The sequence below is a fragment of the Bacillus sp. PSXD-155 genome (assembly GCF_049310765.1).
Lineage (GTDB): Bacteria > Bacillota > Bacilli > Bacillales > Bacillaceae_G > Bacillus_A > Bacillus_A cereus.
On record NZ_JBMOWC010000014.1, the window covers coordinates 20,268 to 40,142 of the forward strand.

The following is a 19,875-nucleotide window of genomic DNA, read 5'->3' on the forward strand; positions in this document are numbered from 1 at the left end:
CGAATGAAAGGTAGTGTTTATTTTGTATGCAGATGATTATGAACCGAAGTTTCAAAGGCGAACGCCAGAGGAATATTTAGAATATATTCGTCAGCAAAATCGCGGAAAGTTAAAGCTATATGTAGGAGCAGCTCCAGGCGTAGGAAAAAGTTATAAAATGCTCTTTGATGCAAGGGAAATGAAAAAAGATGGAATTGATATTGTAATTGGTTTAATTGAAACGCATGGAAGAAAAGAGACGGAAGAAGCAATTGCTGATTTAGAAAAAGTTCCTTTGAAAGAAATACAGTATAAAGGAAAGGTATTTTATGAGCTTGATGTGGAAGGAATAAAAAAACGCGCGCCGCAAGTAGTCGTAGTGGATGAACTTGCGCATAGTAATGTTCCTGGTTCTAAGCATAAAAAACGTTATATGGATGTGCAGGAATTGTTAGAGGCTGGTATATCGGTATTATCAGCTTTTAATATTCAACATTTAGAAAGTGTTCATGATATTGTAGCTCAAATTACGAATGTAAAAGTAAGAGAACGAATTCCAGATTTTATTTTACAAAAAGCAAATGAAATTCAGCTCGTTGATGCAACGCCCGAGGTATTAAGGAAGAGACTAATAGACGGAAAGATATATAAAGAAGAAAAAATTCAGCAAAGTTTACAAAATTTCTTTACGCTTAATAATTTAGGGGCACTTAGGGAATTATCACTTCGCGAGGTTGCCGATGATATGGACGAGAAAATTAGCCAAACAGTAATAGAACCAATTGGCGTAAAAGAAAAAATTCTTGTTTGTGTACAATACAGTTCAACAGCGGAGAAATTAATAAGACGGGGATGGCGCATGGCTGATCGGTTAAACGCTGAATTGTACGTATTAAACGTTGAGAGGGAAAATATAGATTCTATTTCAGCTGGAAAAAAGCAGACGATTGAAGAGTGGAAGTTGCTAACGAATCAATTTGATGCAAGTTTTGTATTAGAAGAAGCAAAGGGAAGAAAGCCAGCAGATGTTATTATTGAAGTGGCAAAAAGATTACAGGTGACGCAAATTTTACTTGGACAATCGGCTAGAACAAGGTGGGAAGAAATACGAAAAGGCTCTATTGTAAATGAAATTATGAGACAAACAAAGTATATTGATATTCATATTGTTGCGGATCAAAGAGGATAAATAGAGCCGACCTTTTTGGGGGCTCTATTTTGCTTTTTGTACAGAATGAAAACTTAGCATTTTCATTGCATATAAGATTACAAGTAAAAACATAATTGCGCCTAGGAAGAAAATCCAAAAGTAATTTTGGTTAAATAAAAGAAATCCACCTATAAGTGGCCCTGTGCCCATACCAAGATAGCGGATGAAGTTGTACATACCGATAGCTGTTGCACGTTCTTGCACGAATTCTTCTGTTAATAAAGTAGTGTGAATTGGCATAGAAAGTCCCATACTAAAACCGTACAAAGATGTAACGATAATGATGAATGGGATATTGATGTTATATATGAAAGAGAATAAAAAGACACATATAATATTGAAGTAACTCGTAATAAATAAAGTTTGCTTTGTTGTGAGGCGTTTTTGCAAAAACTTGTAGCAAAAACTTCCTAGCATGATAGAAAGAGACATTGGTACAAACATAAGACCAATTTCACTTGCAGCTAGATGAAATGAATTTGCTAAAATGCTCGGTAAAAAAACGAGAAAGCAAAAGTAAATACAAAATTGAATGAAGCCAATAAGAGTAATAGAAAATCCAGTTTTATTTTTTAAGATAAGAGAGTAATTCTTTTGTGCTTTAGGCTGCTTAATTACATTTGGCTTTGTTTCTGGAAGTAGTGAAATGTTTATAATTAATAAGATAATGCCAAGTGTAGATAAAAAGAGAAATACAGATAAGTGACCATTTATACTGCCAAGAAATCCACCTATGAGAGGAGCCATTGCAGGTGCGAGGGCAAGTAACATTTGGTATAGGCTCATCGCTTCTCCGCGTTCTTTTCCTTCAAATAAATCGCCGATAATCGTTGCTGAAACTACAGGTATAGCCGCTATTCCTATAGCTTGAACAGCTCTAAAAAAGAGAAATAAATAAATGTTTGCCGAAAAAGCACATCCGATTGAACCAATTGTACTAATGACTAAACTAGGGATAAGGACAGATTTTCTCCCTTTTGTATCAATTAAAGGTCCATATACGAGCTGCATAATTGCAAGAATGAATGTGAAAAGTGAAACTGTTACATTTACAAGATAAAGAGAAGTGTGAAAAGAATTTTGAATCATCGGTAAGATAGGTGTGTAAATATTTTGAGCGAAGGAACCGAGTAAGGCACTAATACAGACAACATATAAAATGAAAGTTAGTTTAGATTTTTTCATCTTGTTAACCTCCTTGTATTTTGGTTTCCTTGGAAACTAAATTTATTTTAACATGATTTTCTCACTTGTAAAGATGAAAAAATAATTTTAAAATGGTATATAGTTAAATTGTTTCTTCGGAAACTTAGGAGGCGAACGGATTGAAGCATGCAACGAAGCAAATGGAAATACTGTCGGACATTCGTACACTTTTGCATAAAAAAGAAGAACATTTAAAACGACAAAACGAGAAGTTTCTTCGTGAGACAGGTGTAAGTAGTATGTCTTTATCTGAGTTACATGTAATCGAATGTATCGGAAAAAATGGTTTGATGAATGTAACGGCAATTACGACAGAAATGGGCATGACGAAGGGAGCAATCTCTAAAATTTGTACGAAGTTGTTTCAAAAGCAATTCGTTGAGAAGATGCAAATGTTAGATAATCAAAAAGAAATCTTCTTCAGCTTAACGGAAAGCGGCAATGAAATATATAAAGCTCATGAAAAATTGCATAAGCAAGCTGAAGAAAAGTGGTTGTTACTTTTAGATGGATATACGAAAGAAGAGCAAGACTTTATTCAAAGGTTTATAAAGGATGTCTCCGATCATTTGGAAATATAATTGGAAGAAAAAACTCCTTTTTCTCAAGTCTTTTAAATATAATTTCTGAAAGAACTCATATATAATAGAAAAAGATACTTAACATGGTGAATAATTAAAGAGTCAATATATATAGAGGAGAGAGTAACATGCTTGAAAATACGGGGTTAGTATTAGAAGGCGGCGGTATGCGTGGTGTATATACGGGTGGGATATTAGAATACTTTATGGAACAAGATTTATATTTTCCATATGTAATCGGTGTATCAGCTGGTGCTTGTCATGCAGCGTCGTATCTTTCCAGACAAAGAAATAGAAATAAAACGGTCAATATTGATTATGCATCACATCCGAAATATTTGTCGTATAAAAACTTATGGAGAAAACGTCAGCTATTTGATATGGAGTTCATTTTTCATGAAATTCCAGAAAAGCATGTTCCGTTTGATTTTGAAACATACTTTAATAGCCCAGAACGTTTCCTTGTAGGAACGACGGATTGTGAAACAGGACAATCTGTTTATTTTGAGAAAGAAGGAACGAATGATGATGCACTAAATTTATTACAAGCGTCTAGTTCATTGCCTTTCATTGCACCAGTAGTAAATTATCGTGGTAAGCAGTTATTAGATGGCGGGATTTCTGATCCAATTCCAGTTCGTAAGGCACAGGAAGATGGATTTAAAAAATCAGTCGTTATTTTAACGAGAAATCATGGTTACGCGAAGAAAAAATCAAAATTCGGATGGATTGCAGGAAAAGCTTATAAAAAATATCCGAATCTTGTTAACACGATGTTGAATCGTTATGAAGTGTATAATGAAACACTTCACTATATTGAAAAAGAAGAGCAAGCTGGTAATTTATTTGTTATTCGCCCAGAAGTGCCGCTTCAAGTAGATCGTATGGAAAAAGATACAGCAAAACTACAAAATTTATACGAGCAAGGCTATGAAGATGCAAAGAGACAATTTGCAGATTTGCAGGCGTTTTTGCAAAAATAAATATTAGGCTGTGGAGATGGAGTTCTCTGCAGTCTTTTTATTATTGGTTTCAATACCGAATGTTGGTTATACACGTTTTTAGATTATGGTATAATATGGATAAAAGTATGTGGAGAGGTGATACATATGGAAAATGTATATAAAGGGCTTAGACATACTGGATTTATCATGATGCTTATTTTTGGGGGTGTATTTTTACTTCGCTGGTTTATTCATGATGAAATGTTATTAGATCAACTTATTAGTTTTAGTGTGGGCATAGTAATGGTTATTTCATCAGTTTTCATTCAAAAGTATAGTAAAGAATTACGGGTAGAAGAGAAATATTAAAAGGCTATAAGCTCCTTCATATTTTGGAGGGACCGTTATAGTTTGAATGATTGTTATAAAAGAAAAGTAGAGCATCGGATTTCGATGCTCTACTTTTTTAATGTGGTAAGAATATTAATTGATAAGCAAACAAAATTCCAAATACATATACAAGTGGGTGAACAGCACGGAATTTACCTTTTGCCACTTTCATAAGTGGGTATGAAATAAATCCAAGTGCGATACCTGTTGCGATACTTGATGTAAGCGGCATGCTTAAGATTACTAAGAATGCTGGGAATGCTTCATCAAATGAGTCCCAATCGATGTGGCGAACTGAACCCATCATAAGACTACCAACAATAATTAATGATGGTGCAGTAATAGCTGATACACCAGAAACAGCACTTACTAATGGTCCGAAGAATGCTGCTAGTGCGAACAGAACAGCTACTGTAACAGTTGTTAAACCAGTACGACCACCAGCTGCAACACCAGCAGATGATTCAATGTAAGCTGTTGATGGTGTTGTTCCGAACATAGAACCGATTGTTGCTGAAAATGAGTCAGATAGAAGAGCTCGTCCAGCTTTCGGGAGTTTTCCGTCTTTCATAAATCCACCTTGTTGAGCTACCCCAAGTAATGTACCTGTTGTATCAAATAATGTAACAAGGAAGAATGAAAATACAACGCCGTACAATCCGTAGTTAATTACATCAGATACAGCAGTAATTGGATTTGAAACGATAATTCCTTCTGGTAATCCAGGCATTGATGTAACACCGTTTGAGAATGTTAACTGTCCTGTGAAGAAAGCGATAATACCAGTTAATAGCATACCAATAAATAGTGCGCCATTTACATTTAAAGACATAAGAACAATAGTAATTCCAAGCCCAGCCAATGCTAGTAGAACTGGAGCAGAGTGAAGATCACCAAGTCCAACTAAGTTTGCATCATTTTTTGTAACGATACCTGTTAAACGTAAACCGATAAAGGCGATGAAAAGACCGATACCAGCAGTAATTGCATGTTTTAAGTTTTCAGGAATTGCTTCCATTAATTTTGTACGGAAAGATGTGAATGATAACAAAATTAAAATCATACCTGCTACGAATACAGCAGAGAATGCAATTGCGAAAGTCATGCCTTCATGAGCTTTTACAACAGAGTAAGAGAAGTAAGCATTTAATCCCATACCTGGCGCGATTGCGATTGGTAAGTTTGTAAAGATTGCCATAAATAATGTTCCGACAACAGCAGCGATAATTGTTGCTGTAAATGCTTGTTCAAATGGAACACCTGCATCCCCAAGGATGACTGGGTTTACGACAATGATATATGCCATTGTTAAGAAGGTAATAATACCTGCCATAATTTCAGTTTTAATAGAAGTTTTATGTTTTGAAAGGTTAAACATATAAACATCCTTTCTGTTTACGAATAATTTTCACAACAGTTATATATAATATTCGTTTTTTAACTATTTTGCAATAGTTTTGTATAAAAAGTTTACAACAATTCATATTTTGTGTCTTAAATTCGAATATTAATCGTAACTTGATGTGTGAATTTCAGTTTTTATTATGCACATTATAAGGAAAAGGAGTTGAAAGAAGCTATGCCACAGCAAAAAAACTTTGTAACAATGCCAGCGCAACATCAAAATAAACAGCCTGGTATTGAATCATTAATGAATCCACTTCCGCAGTTTGAAGATTCAAATTATAAAGGTAGCGGAAAGTTAAAAGGAAAGAATGTATTAATTACAGGGGGAGATAGTGGGATTGGACGAGCTGTTTCCATCGCTTTTGCGAAAGAGGGAGCAAATATTGCGATTGCTTATTTAGATGAGGAAGAAGATGCTAATGAGACGAAGCAATATGTTGAGAAAGAAGGTGTAAAGTGTGTATTGTTGCCGGGTGATTTAAGTGATGAACAGCATTGTAAAGAGGTTGTTCAAGAGACCGTCCAGCAGCTAGGTAGTTTACAGGTTTTAGTAAATAATGTCGCGCAGCAATATCCGCAGCAAGGGCTAGAGTATATTACAGCAGAACAGCTAGAAAAAACATTTCGTATTAATATTTTTTCTTATTTTCACGTTACGAAAGCAGCCCTTTCTCATTTGAAGAAAGGGGATGTCATTATAAATACGGCATCTATCGTTGCATATGAAGGAAATGAAACGTTAATTGATTATTCCGCAACGAAAGGAGCAATCGTAGCTTTTACAAGATCACTTTCTCAATCGTTAGTCCAAAAAGGGATTCGGGTAAATGGTGTTGCACCAGGACCGATTTGGACACCGCTTATTCCATCGAGCTTTGATGAGAAGAAAGTCTCTCAGTTTGGGAGCAATGTCCCGATGCAACGGCCTGGTCAACCATATGAGTTAGCGCCGGCATACGTATATTTAGCGTCTGGTGATTCTTCTTATGTTACTGGACAAATGATACATGTAAATGGGGGCGTTATTGTAAATGGATAGTTTTCATTTATAAGAGCAAAGTAAAGCTAATTACAATTATTATGGTGAGCGCTAGGGGGGATATAGGTGAAAAGGGTATGTTTCGTTTTACTATTATTTTTCTTCCTACCGGTTAGTGCTTTTGCTGATACAGATCATTTAATATTAGTGAATCTTACGACAAACCAGTTGTCTTTTTTTGAGAATGGAAATTACACAAAAACATTTCCAGTAACGACTGGAAGAGATCGTACACCTACGCCTGAAGGTAATTTTTGTATTATAACGAAATTTAAAAATAAAGAATACCATCGAAAAAAAATAGCTGGGGGTGCACCGAATAACCCTCTCGGTACGAGGTGGCTTGGACTAGATAAGAATGAATATGCAATTCACGGGACGAACCGGGAATGGACGATTGGAAGTAGGGAATCAAATGGCTGTATTCGCATGCATGACAGGGATATACAATGGTTATATGACCGAGTACAATTACAAACAAAAGTAATCATTTCTCGTTTTCATACGAGCCCCGAATATGAAGCGAATAAGCTTGGTTATCGCGTTGTGAGCTGGAATGGTCGAAAAATAGAAAAAGAACAAATTGGAGTACTTACGTTAGTAGACCGCGCGGATATATATTGGCAAGAACCAAATGGACAGTTAACGAAAGTAAAAACTGTATTGCCAAATGAAAGATATCCGGTATACTCAAAACGAAAAGATGGAATATATTATATAGGAAACAATTCGTATATTATAGATGAAACAGGAGAGAAAGTTCGTTACGAGCAAATTCCTTCTTCGATTTTAAGTAATATATATAAACGGAAATACAATGTTCCGTAATGGCTACCGTATTATAGACGGTAGCTTATTTATACTTGGAGTTTAACTGCAACTATTGTATTTTGCTGAATATAATACAGTACAGATAGGGGGCGGTTATATTATGAAAAGTGAATTTGCGTTTAAAGTTTTCTTAGTAACGACCTGTTTATTTATCGTGTATTTATATGCGTTTCTCGTCTTTTCTTTTTATGTTCCATATGTTGATTTAATATTGTTCTTTGGATTTATTTGGGCGTTTGTGAAAGCGAGGGAAGGAGAGAAGAGTATATATCGGCGCATTACCTTATGCGGGACGGCCGTTCTCGTTATTTTGTACTTTTTTATTATGCATGATTTTTGGAGAGGAATGTAAAAAAGCATACGATTAATCGTATGCTTTTATATCTGTTAATGATGGAAGAGAGGCAATTGCACCGTAATTTGTACATGTGATAGCGCCTACTTTATTTGCAAAGGAGATAAACGCTGTTAAGTCTTTGAAATGATACGAAAGTGTATGTTCACTTTGGGCAATCTGATATAACATTGCTCCAACGAAAGCATCACCAGCACCAGTTGTATCGACTTGTTGAATGGAAATAGAAGAGACAATGGTTTGACCTTCATTTGTCGCAAGAAGGGTACCGTCTTTTCCAAGTGTAATAGCTACTACTTTTGCGCCATAATTTAATAATTTGAGTGCAGCTTGTTGTAAATCACTCTCTTTAGAGAGCATAGTAGCTTCCTCTTGACTTACTTTTACGAAGTGTGCATGTTTTATAAAGGTTAGACAATCTTGAGAGAATTGTTCTGTATTTGTAATGAGTGCACTTCGATAATTTGGATCAAAAGAAATAAAATGGCCGTTATCTTTCGCATATTGTAACAACTGAAAATACGTTTCTTTTAATGGGCTTGATAGTAAAGCTGTCGCTGAACTGAAATGTATTAAATCATTCGTTTGTATTTTTGATAAATCAATGCTATTGAATTGATATTCACCATCTGCACCACGCATAAAAGTAAAATCACGTTCGCCATCTTGATCGATGGATACGAATGCAAGTGTTGTTTGTTTATCTTTTATGAGCATGGATGTATCGACTTGCGCACGCTGTAAAGTTTGTTCAAGAAACTCACCAAATGGGTCATTTCCTACTTGCCCCATAAATGTAGCGTGTCCACCTAATTTTGTAATCGCAGCAGCAACGTTAGCGGGTGCTCCACCAGCTTTTTTTTCGAAATCTGAACCGTTTACTAAAGAAACGTTAGTATTTCGGCACACAAAATCAATTAATAGTTCACCTATACAAAAGACATTTCTCATACAATCCCTCTTTTCAGCTTATATTGTGTGATGGTAAAGTTTAGTTTTGCATCTGAAAAGATTGCGATATGATGTTTCATGTCTTTTCGAGGAAAAACTCGGGACGTAAAGACTGTTGAACCATCGTATAAGAAAATTTCCACGATGCTTTTATCTACAAATATTTGTAGTTCTATCGTATCTTGAATATCGATTTTTTTACAGCGTTCAAATCCATATTCTCCGCCAAATTGATGGTAGAAGTTGCCCCTGTCTATAGAAATAGTACCTTGTTCCCGATTAAATGTAATGGGGAAACATTCCTCCTCATTGTGGAAGAGAGAAAGCCCAAAACGCTTTGCATCTTCTGTTTTAAGTGTAACAATTAATTCATAGGAGTCTTCATCATCAAGTGCTGATAATACATTTAATCCAGCTGTTATATCTCCTGAAATGTCTTTTTTTATTGTTCGTAGTTTTGTTAATTCTGAAACTGGTTTTTGTTTTAAGATGTTATCTTCTAATGTTAATTCACGTGGAAGTGTTAGGCAATGAGCCCACATATAATCATCAGAAGGATATGTGATTTCACTTGATCCTGCCCAAGCAAACAATAGGCGACGACTAGTAGAGTCTTCTAAAGTTTGAGGGGCATAAAAATCGAATCCTTTATCAGCTTCGTAATAGGAATCAACATGGAAATATAAATTTTTAATATCGAAATGGCCTATAGCATAAACGACATTGTATACATTGTGAAAGTTTTCTCCGTCTTTTTCAATTCCTTGCGGTGAAAAGAGAAGTACATCTTTCCCTGATAATTGGAAGTAATCGGGGCATTCCCACATAAATCCGAATTCTTTTAAATTTGTTGTAATTTCGCCTTGGAAATGCCAATTGTATAGGTCTTGTGATTTGTATAGTAATAGAGTTCCTGTTTTATTTTCACGTTGGGCACCGAGTAACATATAGTACATATCATTATGTTTCCAGACTTTTGGATCACGTACATGTTTTGTATATCCGTCAGGAATTATATCAATAACAGGATTATTACTATATTTCGTCATCGTATATTGTGAATCCATTGTTGCCATACATTGTTTTGCATCACGGGAATCATCAGGATTTTTTATATTCCCTGTATAAATTAAATGAAGAAGGCCACCTTTTACGATAGCACTACCAGAATATGCACCGTGTGATTCATAGCTTTCAGTAGGGATGATGGCTACAGGCATACGCTCCCAGTTAATAAGGTCTTTTGACTTCACATGCCCCCAATGCTTCATTCCATGAATGGGACCAAATGGATACCACTGATAAAAAACGTGATATTCATCATTGTAGTATGATACACCGTTAGGATCATTCATTAATCCAAATGTTGGGTGAATATGATAAATTGGTTTCCATGAATCTTGGTTTGCAATTTCATATAAAGAATGTAATTCGTCTTTATTAGATTGCAGTATTGTTTTATATTTTGACATAGGTTTTCACCCCGTTATTATTTACTTTCTTTATATAAAATGAATGTGGCAACAAAAGCAGTGATAACTGCAATAGCGAAACCAATTATATAGTGAATCATGTTCATCATGCCAAGAGGTGCAACAATTGTAAGCATCGGAATACCTGTTAAACCGTATGCATTAGCCGCCACTTGCATCCAAACAACGTAAGCGCCTCCAATTGCGCCGCCAATAGCTGCTGCAATAAATGGTTTACCAAGTTTTAAATTGACACCAAAAATAGCTGGTTCTGTAATTCCTAAAAATGCTGAAGCTGCTGCTGGAATTGCAATTTCTTTCGTTTTTTTGTTTTTTGTTTTGAAATAGACAGCTAAAGTAGCACCGCCCTGTGCAACGTTCGCCATTGACCAAATAGGGAGTAAGAAATTGACACCGATATCTTTATTTGCGAGTAAGCCCGCTTCAATAGCGTGGAAGCTATGATGTAAGCCAGTAAGAACGATTGTTGAATACAATCCACCGAATATAAGTCCAGCTACTGGTCCTGCAAATTGATAAATTGTATTTAAAAGGTACGTAATGCCGTCACCGATTTTATATCCAATTGGTCCGATAATAATAAGTGATAAAAAGCCAGTTATAATAATTGTTAAGAATGGTGTAACTAATAAATCTAAAGAGTTCGGAACACGTTTTCGAAGTTCTTTTTCAATTGTACTCATAACATATACACATAATAAAATAGGTAAAACAGTACCTTGATAGCCAATCATATCAATATCCATACCAAGGAAATGTAAAACAGTGGGTTTTGCATTTGAAAGAGTCCAAGGATTTGTTAAGTTTGGGTGAGTTAATATACCACCAACAACTGCACCTAAGAAAATGTTTCCACCAAATTCTTTAGCGGCACTAACTCCAATTAAAATAGGTAAAATGATGAAAGCTGCACTTGAGAACATATCAAGTAATTGGATAAGTGAGTGATCTCCAGGAACTAATTTAAACGCTTTCAACATTCCGAGTAGACCCATAAGTAAACCGCTTGCGACGATAGCTGGAATAATTGGAACAAAAATATTAGATAGTGTCTTTGCTAGGCGGGCGATAGGATTCATTTTTTTCTTAGGTATATCGTTTGATGTTGTAGAATCTAGTTCGGCTATTCCAATTAGTTTTGAGAATTCATCATATACTTTGTTTACTATGCCAGTTCCAAAAATAATTTGATATTGCTCGGTCGTTGCAAAAGCACCTTTTACTCCATCGATGTTTTCGATTTCTGCAGAGTTTATTTTCGTATCATCCTTTAATATAAGACGAAGGCGAGTCGCGCAATGTGTGGCACGAACAATGTTTTCCTTTCCACCAATGTTCTGTATTACTTGAGTTGCAATTTGCTTCATATCCATAAAAATTCCCCCTTACTATAAATTTTCTTTTTGTGGAACCGGTTCCGTAATAAGTTAAAATAAAAAACAGGGAAATGATGTTGAAAATCCTGTTTTTAAAATGTGGAACCGGTTTTAATTTTATTATAGAGCGCCTTTATATTTTGTCAACGCTTTCTTGGATTTTTAATGTATAACGAGAGTGTAATATTTTTGGTATAGTTTTGTTTTCAACAAGCTGTGAAAGAGAAGTGGCAGCAAGCTTTCCAGCATACTCATAGTCAAACGCAATTGTCGTTAAACTAGGGTGTACCATTTCTGAAATATCATATCCACCGAATCCTGTTACAGAAATATCACCTGGTACAGAAAGGGAGTGGGAGTGAATGACTTTCATTGCGCCAAGAGCGATGTTATCTGTAGCACATACGATAAGAGTTGGGCGATTATTATCTAAAATATGTTGTACTTGTTTCATGGCATCTTCTATGCGGAAAGTTGTTTCGTAATATGAAACGTTGCAAGTCGGTTCTAAATTTTCAATTGCTTTTTGAAAACCATTTTTTCGATTTATTCCAACAGAAATATCATCTTTTTCTATCCCTAAATAGGCAATATGTCGATGGCCTTGCGATAAAACGTATGCCCCTAACTCATAAGCTGCATCATAATCATCGTGAACGAGGCAATATTGATCTTTATATTCTTGCCCGACGAATAAAATAGGGATGTTTGAATTAGCCATAATTTTTTGATGTTCATTCGTTAATGTTTTTGTTAATAAAATAATGCCAGCTACCTTTTGTTTTATAAAGTTTTCAATTGCTTGTATTTCAGTTTCGGTTGTTTGATTTGCATTTGCTACAAGCATTTGATAGTTATTTTCCTGTAATGTTTTATCGATCCCGATAAGTGTTTTCATTGTAGCGAAGGAGTCTAATCGGGGGATGATGACACCAATTAAATTTGTTGTTTTTGCTTTTAAACTTTGAGCAAATGTATTGGGAGAGAAATTTGTTTCCTGAATAATACCTTCGATTTTAAGTTTTGTTTTATCACTTACATATCCGCCGTTTAAGTAACGAGAGACTGTGCTTTTTGCAACTCCAGCCAATTTGGCGATATCTGCAATTGTTTTAGCCATAGTATTTCACCTTCGTATTCATAAAAATGTTAACTTTATTATAGGGAGAATTAGAGATGACGTAAACAAGAAGAGAGAAAGAAAAAACCACCTCACGTATATGAGGTGGAATAATTGTTAATATTTAGGCTTAAATGTATGACAACAAGTCTCTACACTCGTTGCTACAGAACTTTCTAGCGTCTCGTTTGTTAAAACAGCAGCTGTATATGAATCATTTTCAGTTTGACCAGTTTCATCTGCATCAGGCTGAACGATGATCGCACTTGCTTGACAAAAGTTACCTTGTCCCCAAAAAGAACAGTTGGAAACAGAACATCTTACTTCTGGCATAAAACCCCCTCCTTATACATTAGTGTGGGATTTTACGCCCATTTCATGTGTAGAAGGAGTTTCCTTTTCTTATTACTTTTTCGTTTGTTCAAGCCATTCTTTTAATTTGTCTTTCGGCTGTTCACCGCTAATACGGCTCACTTCTTTGCCATCTTTAAAATGAATGATTGTTGGTGTACCTTGAATTTTATATTCATCCCAAGGAACATCTAATTTTTCAATATCCATAACTTTCATATCAACGTTCAAGTCTTTAGCCATTGGCACTACGACAGGAGATAATTTTTGGCAATGAACGCAAGATGTTTGATAAAAGTATACTGTTTCTTCTTTTTTCTCTTTTAAGTTCTTTTGAAGATCTGAAAGAGAGATTTTATTTGTGTAGTAGTCAGGACCATCTGTTTGACTACCAGTAGCATTATCAATTTTTTGGCTAGTTGAAGCTTTTTTTTCTTCCATTTGTGTTACAGCGAAAATTGCCGCAAACAAGGCGATAATAATACCACCAAATATAAGCATTTTTTTCATTCTTTCATCTCCTTATTTGTTTTTGATGACAATAAAGCTACAAACAGCGATTGTAATAAAGCCGATAAGTGCTAAAAACGGGATTGTCACAAAGCCGAACCAGTTTATGTATTCTCCCGTACATGGTACACGTCCACAAGCTGCCCCAGCAGCTGAAAATGCTGCGACTTTTTGAATTGCATAGTGATATAAAGAAATACAAGCACCAATACTTGCAATTGGTAAAGAATAACTTGCAATGCGATAATCTTTCTTTGCTACAGCGATACCAAGCCATAAAACGAATGGATACATAAAAATACGTTGATACCAACAAAGAACACAAGGCTCAAATTTCATGATTTCGGAAAAGTACAGACTTCCTAGTGTAGCGATAAAAGAAGCTCCCCATGCGGTAAGTAAAGCATATTCTTGCTTTTTTTCTCGTCCCATATTTTATACCTCTCTTATAATAGTTACATACTAAATTATAGTATGAAGTGGTATGGAAAAGAAAGAAAAAATATGTTTATCAATAAAAGTTTTATAAGGAGAAACTTTTATTGATATAAATATTTTAAAAAAGCGCCATTCTCCGGAAGAGAATAGCGCTATAGTTTACATTTGAATTTGTTCTACTTCTTCTACATGCGACTTTTGGGATGCGTGGTCAATATATTGAAATAGGAGCTGCAATTGTTTATCAACTTCTGGGAGTTCTTTACTGTATTGATAAGCGTGTAAAAAATGCTCAATACGCTTAGAAAATAATTGATCGTTCGTTTGAACCATGAGAACGAGTAATTTATCCCAATTACAGCAATACGTGTAATAGAGAGCTTTATCATAGTCGTTATATGTTTGCACTGTGTACCCTCCTTACCGAGAGTTATATATAGTGTGTGATAAGTAAGGAGAAATACACTTGAAAGAATTTGTTAAGAAAAAAAGTGAATGAAAAGAAAAAACGAGGAGTTTCCTCGTTTTTTAAGCTTTTGGCATTGGCGTAGGTGTTGGTTTACCATAGCCTTCTTTGTATTTATTATCGATATAGTTACGAATTTCAAGCGTTGATTTTCCTTTTTGTTTCATGGAAGCAGATTCAACTGCGATTTCTAGGCAATTGACGCAAGTCGTTGCATGGGAGTCCCAAACAACTTCACCATTCTTTTTAATTTCACGAATAAAGCAGTTTTTATTATTTTTATGTCCTACACTTTCACCGCAACCACAATAGCATGGAATCCAATCTAATAGCTCTGCATTTTGTCCAGCGACAGTGTAGATATCTTTCATTTGTGGATCAAGCTTATCTAGGAAGGTAGGAAGTGTGTCGACTCCTTTTGTTTTCTCTTGAATGTCAGCTTGCTGAGTGTGCGATGCGTGGTCATGTTCTTCTTTTTTTGATTCGGAAGATTTTTGGTCATTTGTACCAGTACTTCCGCATCCAGCAAGAATTAAGCTCAGTACTGCAAGTAAAGAAAATACATACTTTTTCATTCGCTTGTCCCCTTTACAAATGTATTAATCAAATTGTATCAGAGATTACGGTGTATCGGTTGAAGATTTTTTTGACTGATTTTTGAAGCGCCATCTTAGCGAATGGAATAGAAATAAAAGTGGGATATAAGCGTATACAATATACAATCCCGCTTGAGATAGTACAGTATTTAATGCGTTGATACTTTCCCGATTTTTAAAAAATAAAGAAGCTGTAAAAACGATGAAAATAAAAAATGGTAGTGTAAATTTAAATGAAATATGAAAGGAACGCTTCATCGTTTGACATGATGACCAAATAGTTAAACAAAGATTCGGCAAAATTATTAAAAACCAAACAAAAATAATAATATATTCGAACCGCTGAATAAAAGGAACTTTAATTATTTTTAACATCGTTAAAGTAGGCCAAATAGTGTGATTCAATTGTCCTTCACTATAATACATAAATGATACAATAGCTAAAACTACATAAATTAGAGTGCTAAAAACAATCCCTGCGTGAGCCCATCTTTTTAAAGATTTTCCTTTTTCAATAAAGGGATAGAAGATAAGAATTGTTTCAAATCCGAGAAATTCTAATGCAGATTGTTTTGCTGACACAAGTATGTCGAAAGGGGAATGTGTAAAAATAGGTAAAATATTACGAAAATGTGCATACTTCATCGGATAGACTAAAAAGAATACAACGAACATAGGAAGAACAATACCCCAAAAACATATCCCTGTCACAGAACGGAAGCCACCTTTTATAATGTAGTAAGTGACTAACAAAAACATAAGCGTAAGTTTCCATAACTTAATGGTAGGAAAGATCCAAACTTGTATTACTTCCATATATGTACGAAGAACAGTAAGGCAAAATAATAAGCAATAAAGAGTGAAAATTACAGAAAATATAGAGCCAATCCATTTTCCAAAGGTTGTTGTATGAATGCTAATTAAATCTCCGTCTTTTTCAAGCATTTTTAACATACAAAACAGTACAATATGAGTTGCAATACCTGCAATAATAAGAGAAATCCAAGCATCATAACCTGCATTTTTCAAAATTACACGTTGATATCCGAGAATTCCTATTCCGATTTGGAGAGAATGCAATAAAATAAATGCAAAATATGGAGAAACAGTTTTTGTTTTATTCATTGTATTCATTGCTCATTTCACCTCACTATTCCCCGATTCCAGATTGTACAATATTAAGATCTAAATTTATATCCACCGCTACGTTTTGATACATATTTCGAATTTGTTTTATATTCCATTTTCTCGTATGGCTTCTAATTTCATCTCGTATTCCTAAAGGATCAATTTTCTTTTCTTGAAATTGTTTTATTAAATCTTCACAGTCTTTTTCAACATTTCGTTCAATTTGTTTTTTTATATAGTTGATATTTGTTTTTTTTCTTAGATCAATCCAATTTGGAGAGTTTTTAATTAATCCATTTAATTTTAAATGGATTTTTACTTTTGGTATGTCGCCAGTTTGATCTATATCATACTTATTTTCCCCAGCTAAGTTTTGTATAACAACCATACCTTTATGTTTATCCTTTGTTATCGCTGCTTCGTAACGTCCATTTTTCGTAGGGTTAATAAGTAATTTTGCTAAAACAGAATGTCTTTTATCCGTATACATAACGACTTTATCGCCTTTTAAAAAAGCAAGTCCTTTGACAGCGACGGAATGATTATCGTCCATTTTAAGATAAGGGACATAGGCATCACATACAGAAGAGTAGTAATTATATAAAAAAATGTCTAATGCGGTTTGTGGAATATTCTCATTTCGGATATTTTGTTCAAGTAAATCAGCAATGTATAAAGATCCATTTTTTTTTCCGTAATTTAAAAGTTCCTCAGCTGATCCATCTACAATTGCTAGTTGTACATCGCGCCCGATATTTGGGTCACGTTGTAAGTTAGTAATAATCTCTCCCATTCCACGTTCTCCTAGAGCCTTTCCAAATAGGACGACACGCATTTGACCTACAACGACATTGTGAGGTGATTTTGCATTTAATCGTGAAGCGATTGTCTCAAGTGAACGGGCAGATGTTGATTGAGTTTCTGGTTTAGACTTTACACCATGTGTGTACTCTGGGAAGAGAATAGTTCCTTGGAATCTTTTGTTTTTTGTGATGTCAAATCCAGCGACATGAATAATACGCTGCGTATCCACTATATACGTTTGTGTACAGCCAGTTTGTAAAATGAAGAAGATAATGATAATAAGGTGCAATAAAATTTTCTTCATTCATTCTCACCATCACGTTTTTGCTTCGATTTGTTTGGATTATATCGCCATTTTGATTTTGGTCTAAGAAAAGAAGGTCTTTGTGCCGTTTGACTAAATGGTAATCGAAGAAAACCTTCTGCTGTACCTAAACCACGAAATGGATATAAAGGTAACAAATAAGGTGATCCAAGCGATTTTAATTTAATTAAATGAGCTAAAATAAATACAAATCCGACAGCGAGGCCTAATCCTCCGAATGCACCGGCTAAAAGAATAAGCGGAAAGCGTAACAACCGGATAGTAGAAGACATCTTTACTGTTGGTGTTGTGAAAGATGCAAGAGCGGATAAAGCAACTGCAATTAATAAAATTGTACTTGTCAAAGCCGCTTCAACAGATGCTTGGCCAATTACAATCCCCCCAACAATCCCGATTGTTTGTCCGACTTTTGTCGGTAAACGCGCTCCAGCTTCACGGAGCAATTCAATTGTAATTTCTAAAAAGAGTGCTTCTAGAATAGGAGGGAAAGGTACGTTAGCTCTCGAGAAAATAATAGGACCTAGTAAATCGGCAGGGATCATTTGATAATGATATGTTAAAGCCGCTGTATAAATAGCGGAGGAAAAAAGAGAAAATATAGCTCCGAAAAAACGAATAATACGAAAGAACGATCCAATCATCCACGGTAAATAATAATCTTCTGGTGAAATGAAAAAATCCAGTAACGTTGTTGGTCCTGATAAAGCATATGGAGAGCCATCTGTTAAGATTAAAACTTCCCCATTAATTAATGCAAATACAGCTCGATCTAATCGTTCTGTAGGTAATAGAACAGGAAAAGGTGAATTGCTATTATCACTAATAAATTGCTCAATCATAGTTGAATCAAATGGGACATCAAAGTCAATGTCTTCTAGCCGTTGAATTGCGGTGTTGACAAATTGTTCATTTGTAATTCCTTCTATATAAGCAACTGCTACTTTCGTTTTTGATATAGATCCGACGGTAACTTCTTTAAAAATGAGTTGCTCTGTTACGATATTTCGGCGCAATAAGTGGATATTTGTATCAAGATTTTCAACGAAACCGATTTTAGGCCCGATTACACTATACTCATTTTCTGTATCGTTATATAATCGTTTTCCTAAAACAGTACTTTCGGCACGAATTAAAGCATATTGATCAGGATTCGCATTGTTTTTTAATCGTATTAAAATATATCCACCTAATAATTTTTCACGAATATCATCAATAGAAGGGGAGGTAATAATGTCTTCAATAGAGATGATATTACATAAATCAGAGATGTTTTGAATTTGTTCCGATTCCTTTTTTATAGGAGTTAAAATGAATTGTTTAATAATAAGTGCTTCCACGACAGATTTATAATAAAACAAGCACAACGTTTCATCTTTAAGTATGTTATAAGAGACAAAATCGCTTGATTCTTTCATGGTTTGTATAAATTCTGGAATAGAACAAAGTGTTTTTGTATTAGTCTTTTTTGATTTCTTAGATGATAAACCGAACATTTTCTCACCCCTAACATACGTCATTTACTTGTGTTAGTTTTTGGGAAAGACGGAAATTTATACTTCAAAGTTGAAAGTTTATAAAGAAAAGGAAGAGTAGTGAATACCTCTTCCTTTTTAGCGTGTTAATTTGTTTTCTTTTCTTTAATAGACTTCACTAATTTCAACATTTCCGCTCTTATATCTTCTCTTTTTACATTTAATTTTTCGGCAATTTGTTTAATGTCCATTCCATCTTTTTTCATTTTTAATACATCATCAAGAGGGGTATTGCTTTTTTGAGAGATGATTGTTAACACAGTAAGATGACGCAATTTGATGTTATATTCTTTCATTTTTTGTTTTAGCTGATCCGGTGTGGATTTTTGCATAGTTGCTAACTGTTGTAGCAGTGCTTGCTTTGTTTCTTTACTCATATGATGCTTTTTCAGCTTACTTGGATCTACACCGAAATGCTCGGCTGTTTTCTCCCAAGATTTATTTTGCTTATAGTAAGATAAAACACCTTTTATTTCTTGTTTACTGATTCTTGCAATATGAGCAGCTTTCCAAATTTCATGTTTGTTATAGCCGAGTTTTTCTAGCGACTGCATTTCTTCTTCTGAAATTGGTTTATGGTGATGCATTGTTACTTCTTTTGGTGTGGCAGCGGACGTAGGGAAGGTGGATATCCCACATAATAATGCTGCCATAGTCATACTTACCGCGATTTTTTTGTACATGTAAACTCCTCCTAGATGGATAGTGTGGAAAACTGTACACATATCATTTCCATAAAATGTGAAATACTTGTGAACAAGTTAAGTTTTTTTATTCACAGCATGGAATGACGTTTTTAGAAGTTTTCCAACATAAAACATTGATTAATAGTAAAAAACTAAG

Annotated in this window: 22 protein-coding genes; 7 read left to right on the forward strand and 15 right to left on the reverse strand. The window is 34.7% G+C overall.

Going from position 1 to position 19,875, the window contains the following annotated elements; genetic code table 11:
• Positions 1–13 precede the first annotated feature (13 nt).
• Positions 14–1,168, forward strand: a complete 1,155-nt coding sequence (gene kdpDN, locus ACO6VI_RS16780; RefSeq protein WP_003269552.1) for a KdpD-like non-kinase potassium sensor — start codon at positions 14–16, stop codon at positions 1,166–1,168.
• A gap of 24 nt (positions 1,169–1,192) precedes the next feature.
• Here kdpDN and ACO6VI_RS16785 read toward each other — a convergent pair whose 3' ends face one another.
• Positions 1,193–2,374, reverse strand: coding sequence for an MFS transporter (locus ACO6VI_RS16785; RefSeq protein WP_000748717.1), 1,182 nt, complete (start codon positions 2,372–2,374; stop codon positions 1,193–1,195).
• A 140-nt stretch (positions 2,375–2,514) separates the two neighbouring features.
• Between ACO6VI_RS16785 and ACO6VI_RS16790 the strand changes: the two genes are divergently transcribed.
• The 3 genes from ACO6VI_RS16790 (at position 2,515) to ACO6VI_RS16800 (ending at position 4,289) form a co-directional block, all read left to right on the forward strand.
• A complete protein-coding gene (locus ACO6VI_RS16790) occupies positions 2,515–2,976 on the forward strand; it encodes a MarR family transcriptional regulator (protein ID WP_048536152.1) in 462 nt (153 codons plus the stop codon).
• Between the two features lie 128 nt (positions 2,977–3,104).
• Positions 3,105–3,959, forward strand: a complete 855-nt coding sequence (locus ACO6VI_RS16795; RefSeq protein ID WP_063546494.1) for a patatin-like phospholipase family protein — start codon at positions 3,105–3,107, stop codon at positions 3,957–3,959.
• Positions 3,960–4,085: 126 nt separating this feature from the next.
• Positions 4,086–4,289 carry a hypothetical protein gene (locus tag ACO6VI_RS16800; protein WP_063546496.1) on the forward strand — a complete coding sequence of 68 codons (204 nt, stop codon included), beginning with the start codon at positions 4,086–4,088 and terminating at the stop codon, positions 4,287–4,289.
• 97 nt (positions 4,290–4,386) lie between these two features.
• Here ACO6VI_RS16800 and ACO6VI_RS16805 read toward each other — a convergent pair whose 3' ends face one another.
• Positions 4,387–5,688, reverse strand: a complete 1,302-nt coding sequence (locus tag ACO6VI_RS16805) for an NCS2 family permease (RefSeq protein ID WP_000482716.1) — start codon at positions 5,686–5,688, stop codon at positions 4,387–4,389.
• A 201-nt stretch (positions 5,689–5,889) separates the two neighbouring features.
• Between ACO6VI_RS16805 and ACO6VI_RS16810 the strand changes: the two genes are divergently transcribed.
• The 3 genes from ACO6VI_RS16810 (at position 5,890) to ACO6VI_RS16820 (ending at position 7,939) form a co-directional block, all read left to right on the forward strand.
• Positions 5,890–6,756: an SDR family oxidoreductase gene (locus ACO6VI_RS16810; protein WP_063546498.1), complete on the forward strand. Its 867-nt coding sequence runs from the start codon at positions 5,890–5,892 to the stop codon at positions 6,754–6,756.
• A 66-nt stretch (positions 6,757–6,822) separates the two neighbouring features.
• Positions 6,823–7,584 (forward strand): L,D-transpeptidase, encoded by a 762-nt coding sequence (locus tag ACO6VI_RS16815; protein WP_072939956.1) that lies wholly within the window; start codon positions 6,823–6,825, stop codon positions 7,582–7,584.
• Between the two features lie 103 nt (positions 7,585–7,687).
• Positions 7,688–7,939 (forward strand): hypothetical protein, encoded by a 252-nt coding sequence (locus tag ACO6VI_RS16820; RefSeq protein ID WP_000834195.1) that lies wholly within the window; start codon positions 7,688–7,690, stop codon positions 7,937–7,939.
• Between the two features lie 12 nt (positions 7,940–7,951).
• Here the strand turns inward: ACO6VI_RS16820 and ACO6VI_RS16825 are convergent, their stop codons facing one another.
• The 13 genes from ACO6VI_RS16825 to ACO6VI_RS16885 all read right to left on the reverse strand — a co-directional run bounded on the left by ACO6VI_RS16825 (position 7,952) and on the right by ACO6VI_RS16885 (position 19,715).
• A complete protein-coding gene (locus ACO6VI_RS16825) occupies positions 7,952–8,893 on the reverse strand; it encodes a carbohydrate kinase family protein (protein ID WP_422117995.1) in 942 nt (313 codons plus the stop codon).
• Positions 8,890–10,365, reverse strand: coding sequence for a beta-fructofuranosidase (gene scrB, locus ACO6VI_RS16830; RefSeq protein ID WP_422423686.1), 1,476 nt, complete (start codon positions 10,363–10,365; stop codon positions 8,890–8,892). Before scrB ends, ACO6VI_RS16825 begins: the two co-directional genes overlap by 4 nt.
• 17 nt (positions 10,366–10,382) lie before the next feature.
• Positions 10,383–11,759 (reverse strand): sucrose-specific PTS transporter subunit IIBC, encoded by a 1,377-nt coding sequence (locus tag ACO6VI_RS16835; RefSeq protein ID WP_098840320.1) that lies wholly within the window; start codon positions 11,757–11,759, stop codon positions 10,383–10,385.
• 136 nt (positions 11,760–11,895) lie between these two features.
• On the reverse strand, positions 11,896–12,882 hold the full coding sequence (locus ACO6VI_RS16840; RefSeq protein WP_065224734.1) for a LacI family DNA-binding transcriptional regulator: 987 nt from the start codon (positions 12,880–12,882) through the stop codon (positions 11,896–11,898).
• Positions 12,883–12,999: 117 nt separating this feature from the next.
• On the reverse strand, positions 13,000–13,215 hold the full coding sequence (locus ACO6VI_RS16845) for a DUF1540 domain-containing protein (RefSeq protein ID WP_001115481.1): 216 nt from the start codon (positions 13,213–13,215) through the stop codon (positions 13,000–13,002).
• A gap of 72 nt (positions 13,216–13,287) precedes the next feature.
• The gene (locus ACO6VI_RS16850; protein WP_000738432.1) at positions 13,288–13,743 is read right to left on the reverse strand and encodes a thioredoxin family protein; all 456 of its coding nucleotides are present in this window, start codon (positions 13,741–13,743) and stop codon (positions 13,288–13,290) included.
• A 12-nt stretch (positions 13,744–13,755) separates the two neighbouring features.
• Positions 13,756–14,175 (reverse strand): disulfide oxidoreductase, encoded by a 420-nt coding sequence (locus ACO6VI_RS16855; protein WP_000532263.1) that lies wholly within the window; start codon positions 14,173–14,175, stop codon positions 13,756–13,758.
• A gap of 165 nt (positions 14,176–14,340) precedes the next feature.
• Positions 14,341–14,589 (reverse strand): YhdB family protein, encoded by a 249-nt coding sequence (locus ACO6VI_RS16860; protein WP_001195459.1) that lies wholly within the window; start codon positions 14,587–14,589, stop codon positions 14,341–14,343.
• A 120-nt stretch (positions 14,590–14,709) separates the two neighbouring features.
• Positions 14,710–15,222 (reverse strand): PCYCGC domain-containing protein, encoded by a 513-nt coding sequence (locus ACO6VI_RS16865; protein WP_000761026.1) that lies wholly within the window; start codon positions 15,220–15,222, stop codon positions 14,710–14,712.
• Positions 15,223–15,267: 45 nt separating this feature from the next.
• Positions 15,268–16,377, reverse strand: coding sequence for a GerAB/ArcD/ProY family transporter (locus ACO6VI_RS16870; RefSeq protein ID WP_001095035.1), 1,110 nt, complete (start codon positions 16,375–16,377; stop codon positions 15,268–15,270).
• 16 nt (positions 16,378–16,393) lie between these two features.
• Entirely contained in the window at positions 16,394–17,479 is a 1,086-nt protein-coding gene (locus ACO6VI_RS16875; protein WP_000722252.1) for a Ger(x)C family spore germination protein, read from the reverse strand.
• The gene (locus ACO6VI_RS16880; RefSeq protein WP_000467487.1) at positions 17,476–18,993 is read right to left on the reverse strand and encodes a spore germination protein; all 1,518 of its coding nucleotides are present in this window, start codon (positions 18,991–18,993) and stop codon (positions 17,476–17,478) included. The genes ACO6VI_RS16875 and ACO6VI_RS16880 overlap by 4 nt, the downstream gene beginning before the upstream one ends.
• 125 nt (positions 18,994–19,118) lie before the next feature.
• Positions 19,119–19,715 carry a hypothetical protein gene (locus tag ACO6VI_RS16885; protein ID WP_000276982.1) on the reverse strand — a complete coding sequence of 199 codons (597 nt, stop codon included), beginning with the start codon at positions 19,713–19,715 and terminating at the stop codon, positions 19,119–19,121.
• Between the last annotated feature and the right edge of the window lie 160 nt (positions 19,716–19,875).

Bases quoted from the DNA above. Each gene is read 5' to 3' on its own strand.
- ACO6VI_RS16785 (WP_000748717.1), bottom strand. From the start codon at position 2,374: ATGAAAAAATCTAAACTAACTTTCATTTTATATGTTGTCTGTATTAGT.
- ACO6VI_RS16795 (WP_063546494.1), top strand. From the start codon at position 3,105: ATGCTTGAAAATACGGGGTTAGTATTAGAAGGCGGCGGTATGCGTGGT.
- ACO6VI_RS16800 (WP_063546496.1), top strand. From the start codon at position 4,086: ATGGAAAATGTATATAAAGGGCTTAGACATACTGGATTTATCATGATG.
- ACO6VI_RS16805 (WP_000482716.1), bottom strand. From the start codon at position 5,688: ATGTTTAACCTTTCAAAACATAAAACTTCTATTAAAACTGAAATTATG.
- ACO6VI_RS16810 (WP_063546498.1), top strand. From the start codon at position 5,890: ATGCCACAGCAAAAAAACTTTGTAACAATGCCAGCGCAACATCAAAAT.
- ACO6VI_RS16820 (WP_000834195.1), top strand. From the start codon at position 7,688: ATGAAAAGTGAATTTGCGTTTAAAGTTTTCTTAGTAACGACCTGTTTA.
- ACO6VI_RS16825 (WP_422117995.1), bottom strand. From the start codon at position 8,893: ATGAGAAATGTCTTTTGTATAGGTGAACTATTAATTGATTTTGTGTGC.
- scrB (WP_422423686.1), bottom strand. From the start codon at position 10,365: ATGTCAAAATATAAAACAATACTGCAATCTAATAAAGACGAATTACAT.
- ACO6VI_RS16835 (WP_098840320.1), bottom strand. From the start codon at position 11,759: ATGGATATGAAGCAAATTGCAACTCAAGTAATACAGAACATTGGTGGA.
- ACO6VI_RS16840 (WP_065224734.1), bottom strand. From the start codon at position 12,882: ATGGCTAAAACAATTGCAGATATCGCCAAATTGGCTGGAGTTGCAAAA.
- ACO6VI_RS16845 (WP_001115481.1), bottom strand. From the start codon at position 13,215: ATGCCAGAAGTAAGATGTTCTGTTTCCAACTGTTCTTTTTGGGGACAA.
- ACO6VI_RS16850 (WP_000738432.1), bottom strand. From the start codon at position 13,743: ATGAAAAAAATGCTTATATTTGGTGGTATTATTATCGCCTTGTTTGCG.
- ACO6VI_RS16855 (WP_000532263.1), bottom strand. From the start codon at position 14,175: ATGGGACGAGAAAAAAAGCAAGAATATGCTTTACTTACCGCATGGGGA.
- ACO6VI_RS16865 (WP_000761026.1), bottom strand. From the start codon at position 15,222: ATGAAAAAGTATGTATTTTCTTTACTTGCAGTACTGAGCTTAATTCTT.
- ACO6VI_RS16870 (WP_001095035.1), bottom strand. From the start codon at position 16,377: ATGAATACAATGAATAAAACAAAAACTGTTTCTCCATATTTTGCATTT.
- ACO6VI_RS16875 (WP_000722252.1), bottom strand. From the start codon at position 17,479: ATGAAGAAAATTTTATTGCACCTTATTATCATTATCTTCTTCATTTTA.
- ACO6VI_RS16880 (WP_000467487.1), bottom strand. From the start codon at position 18,993: ATGTTCGGTTTATCATCTAAGAAATCAAAAAAGACTAATACAAAAACA.
- ACO6VI_RS16885 (WP_000276982.1), bottom strand. From the start codon at position 19,715: ATGTACAAAAAAATCGCGGTAAGTATGACTATGGCAGCATTATTATGT.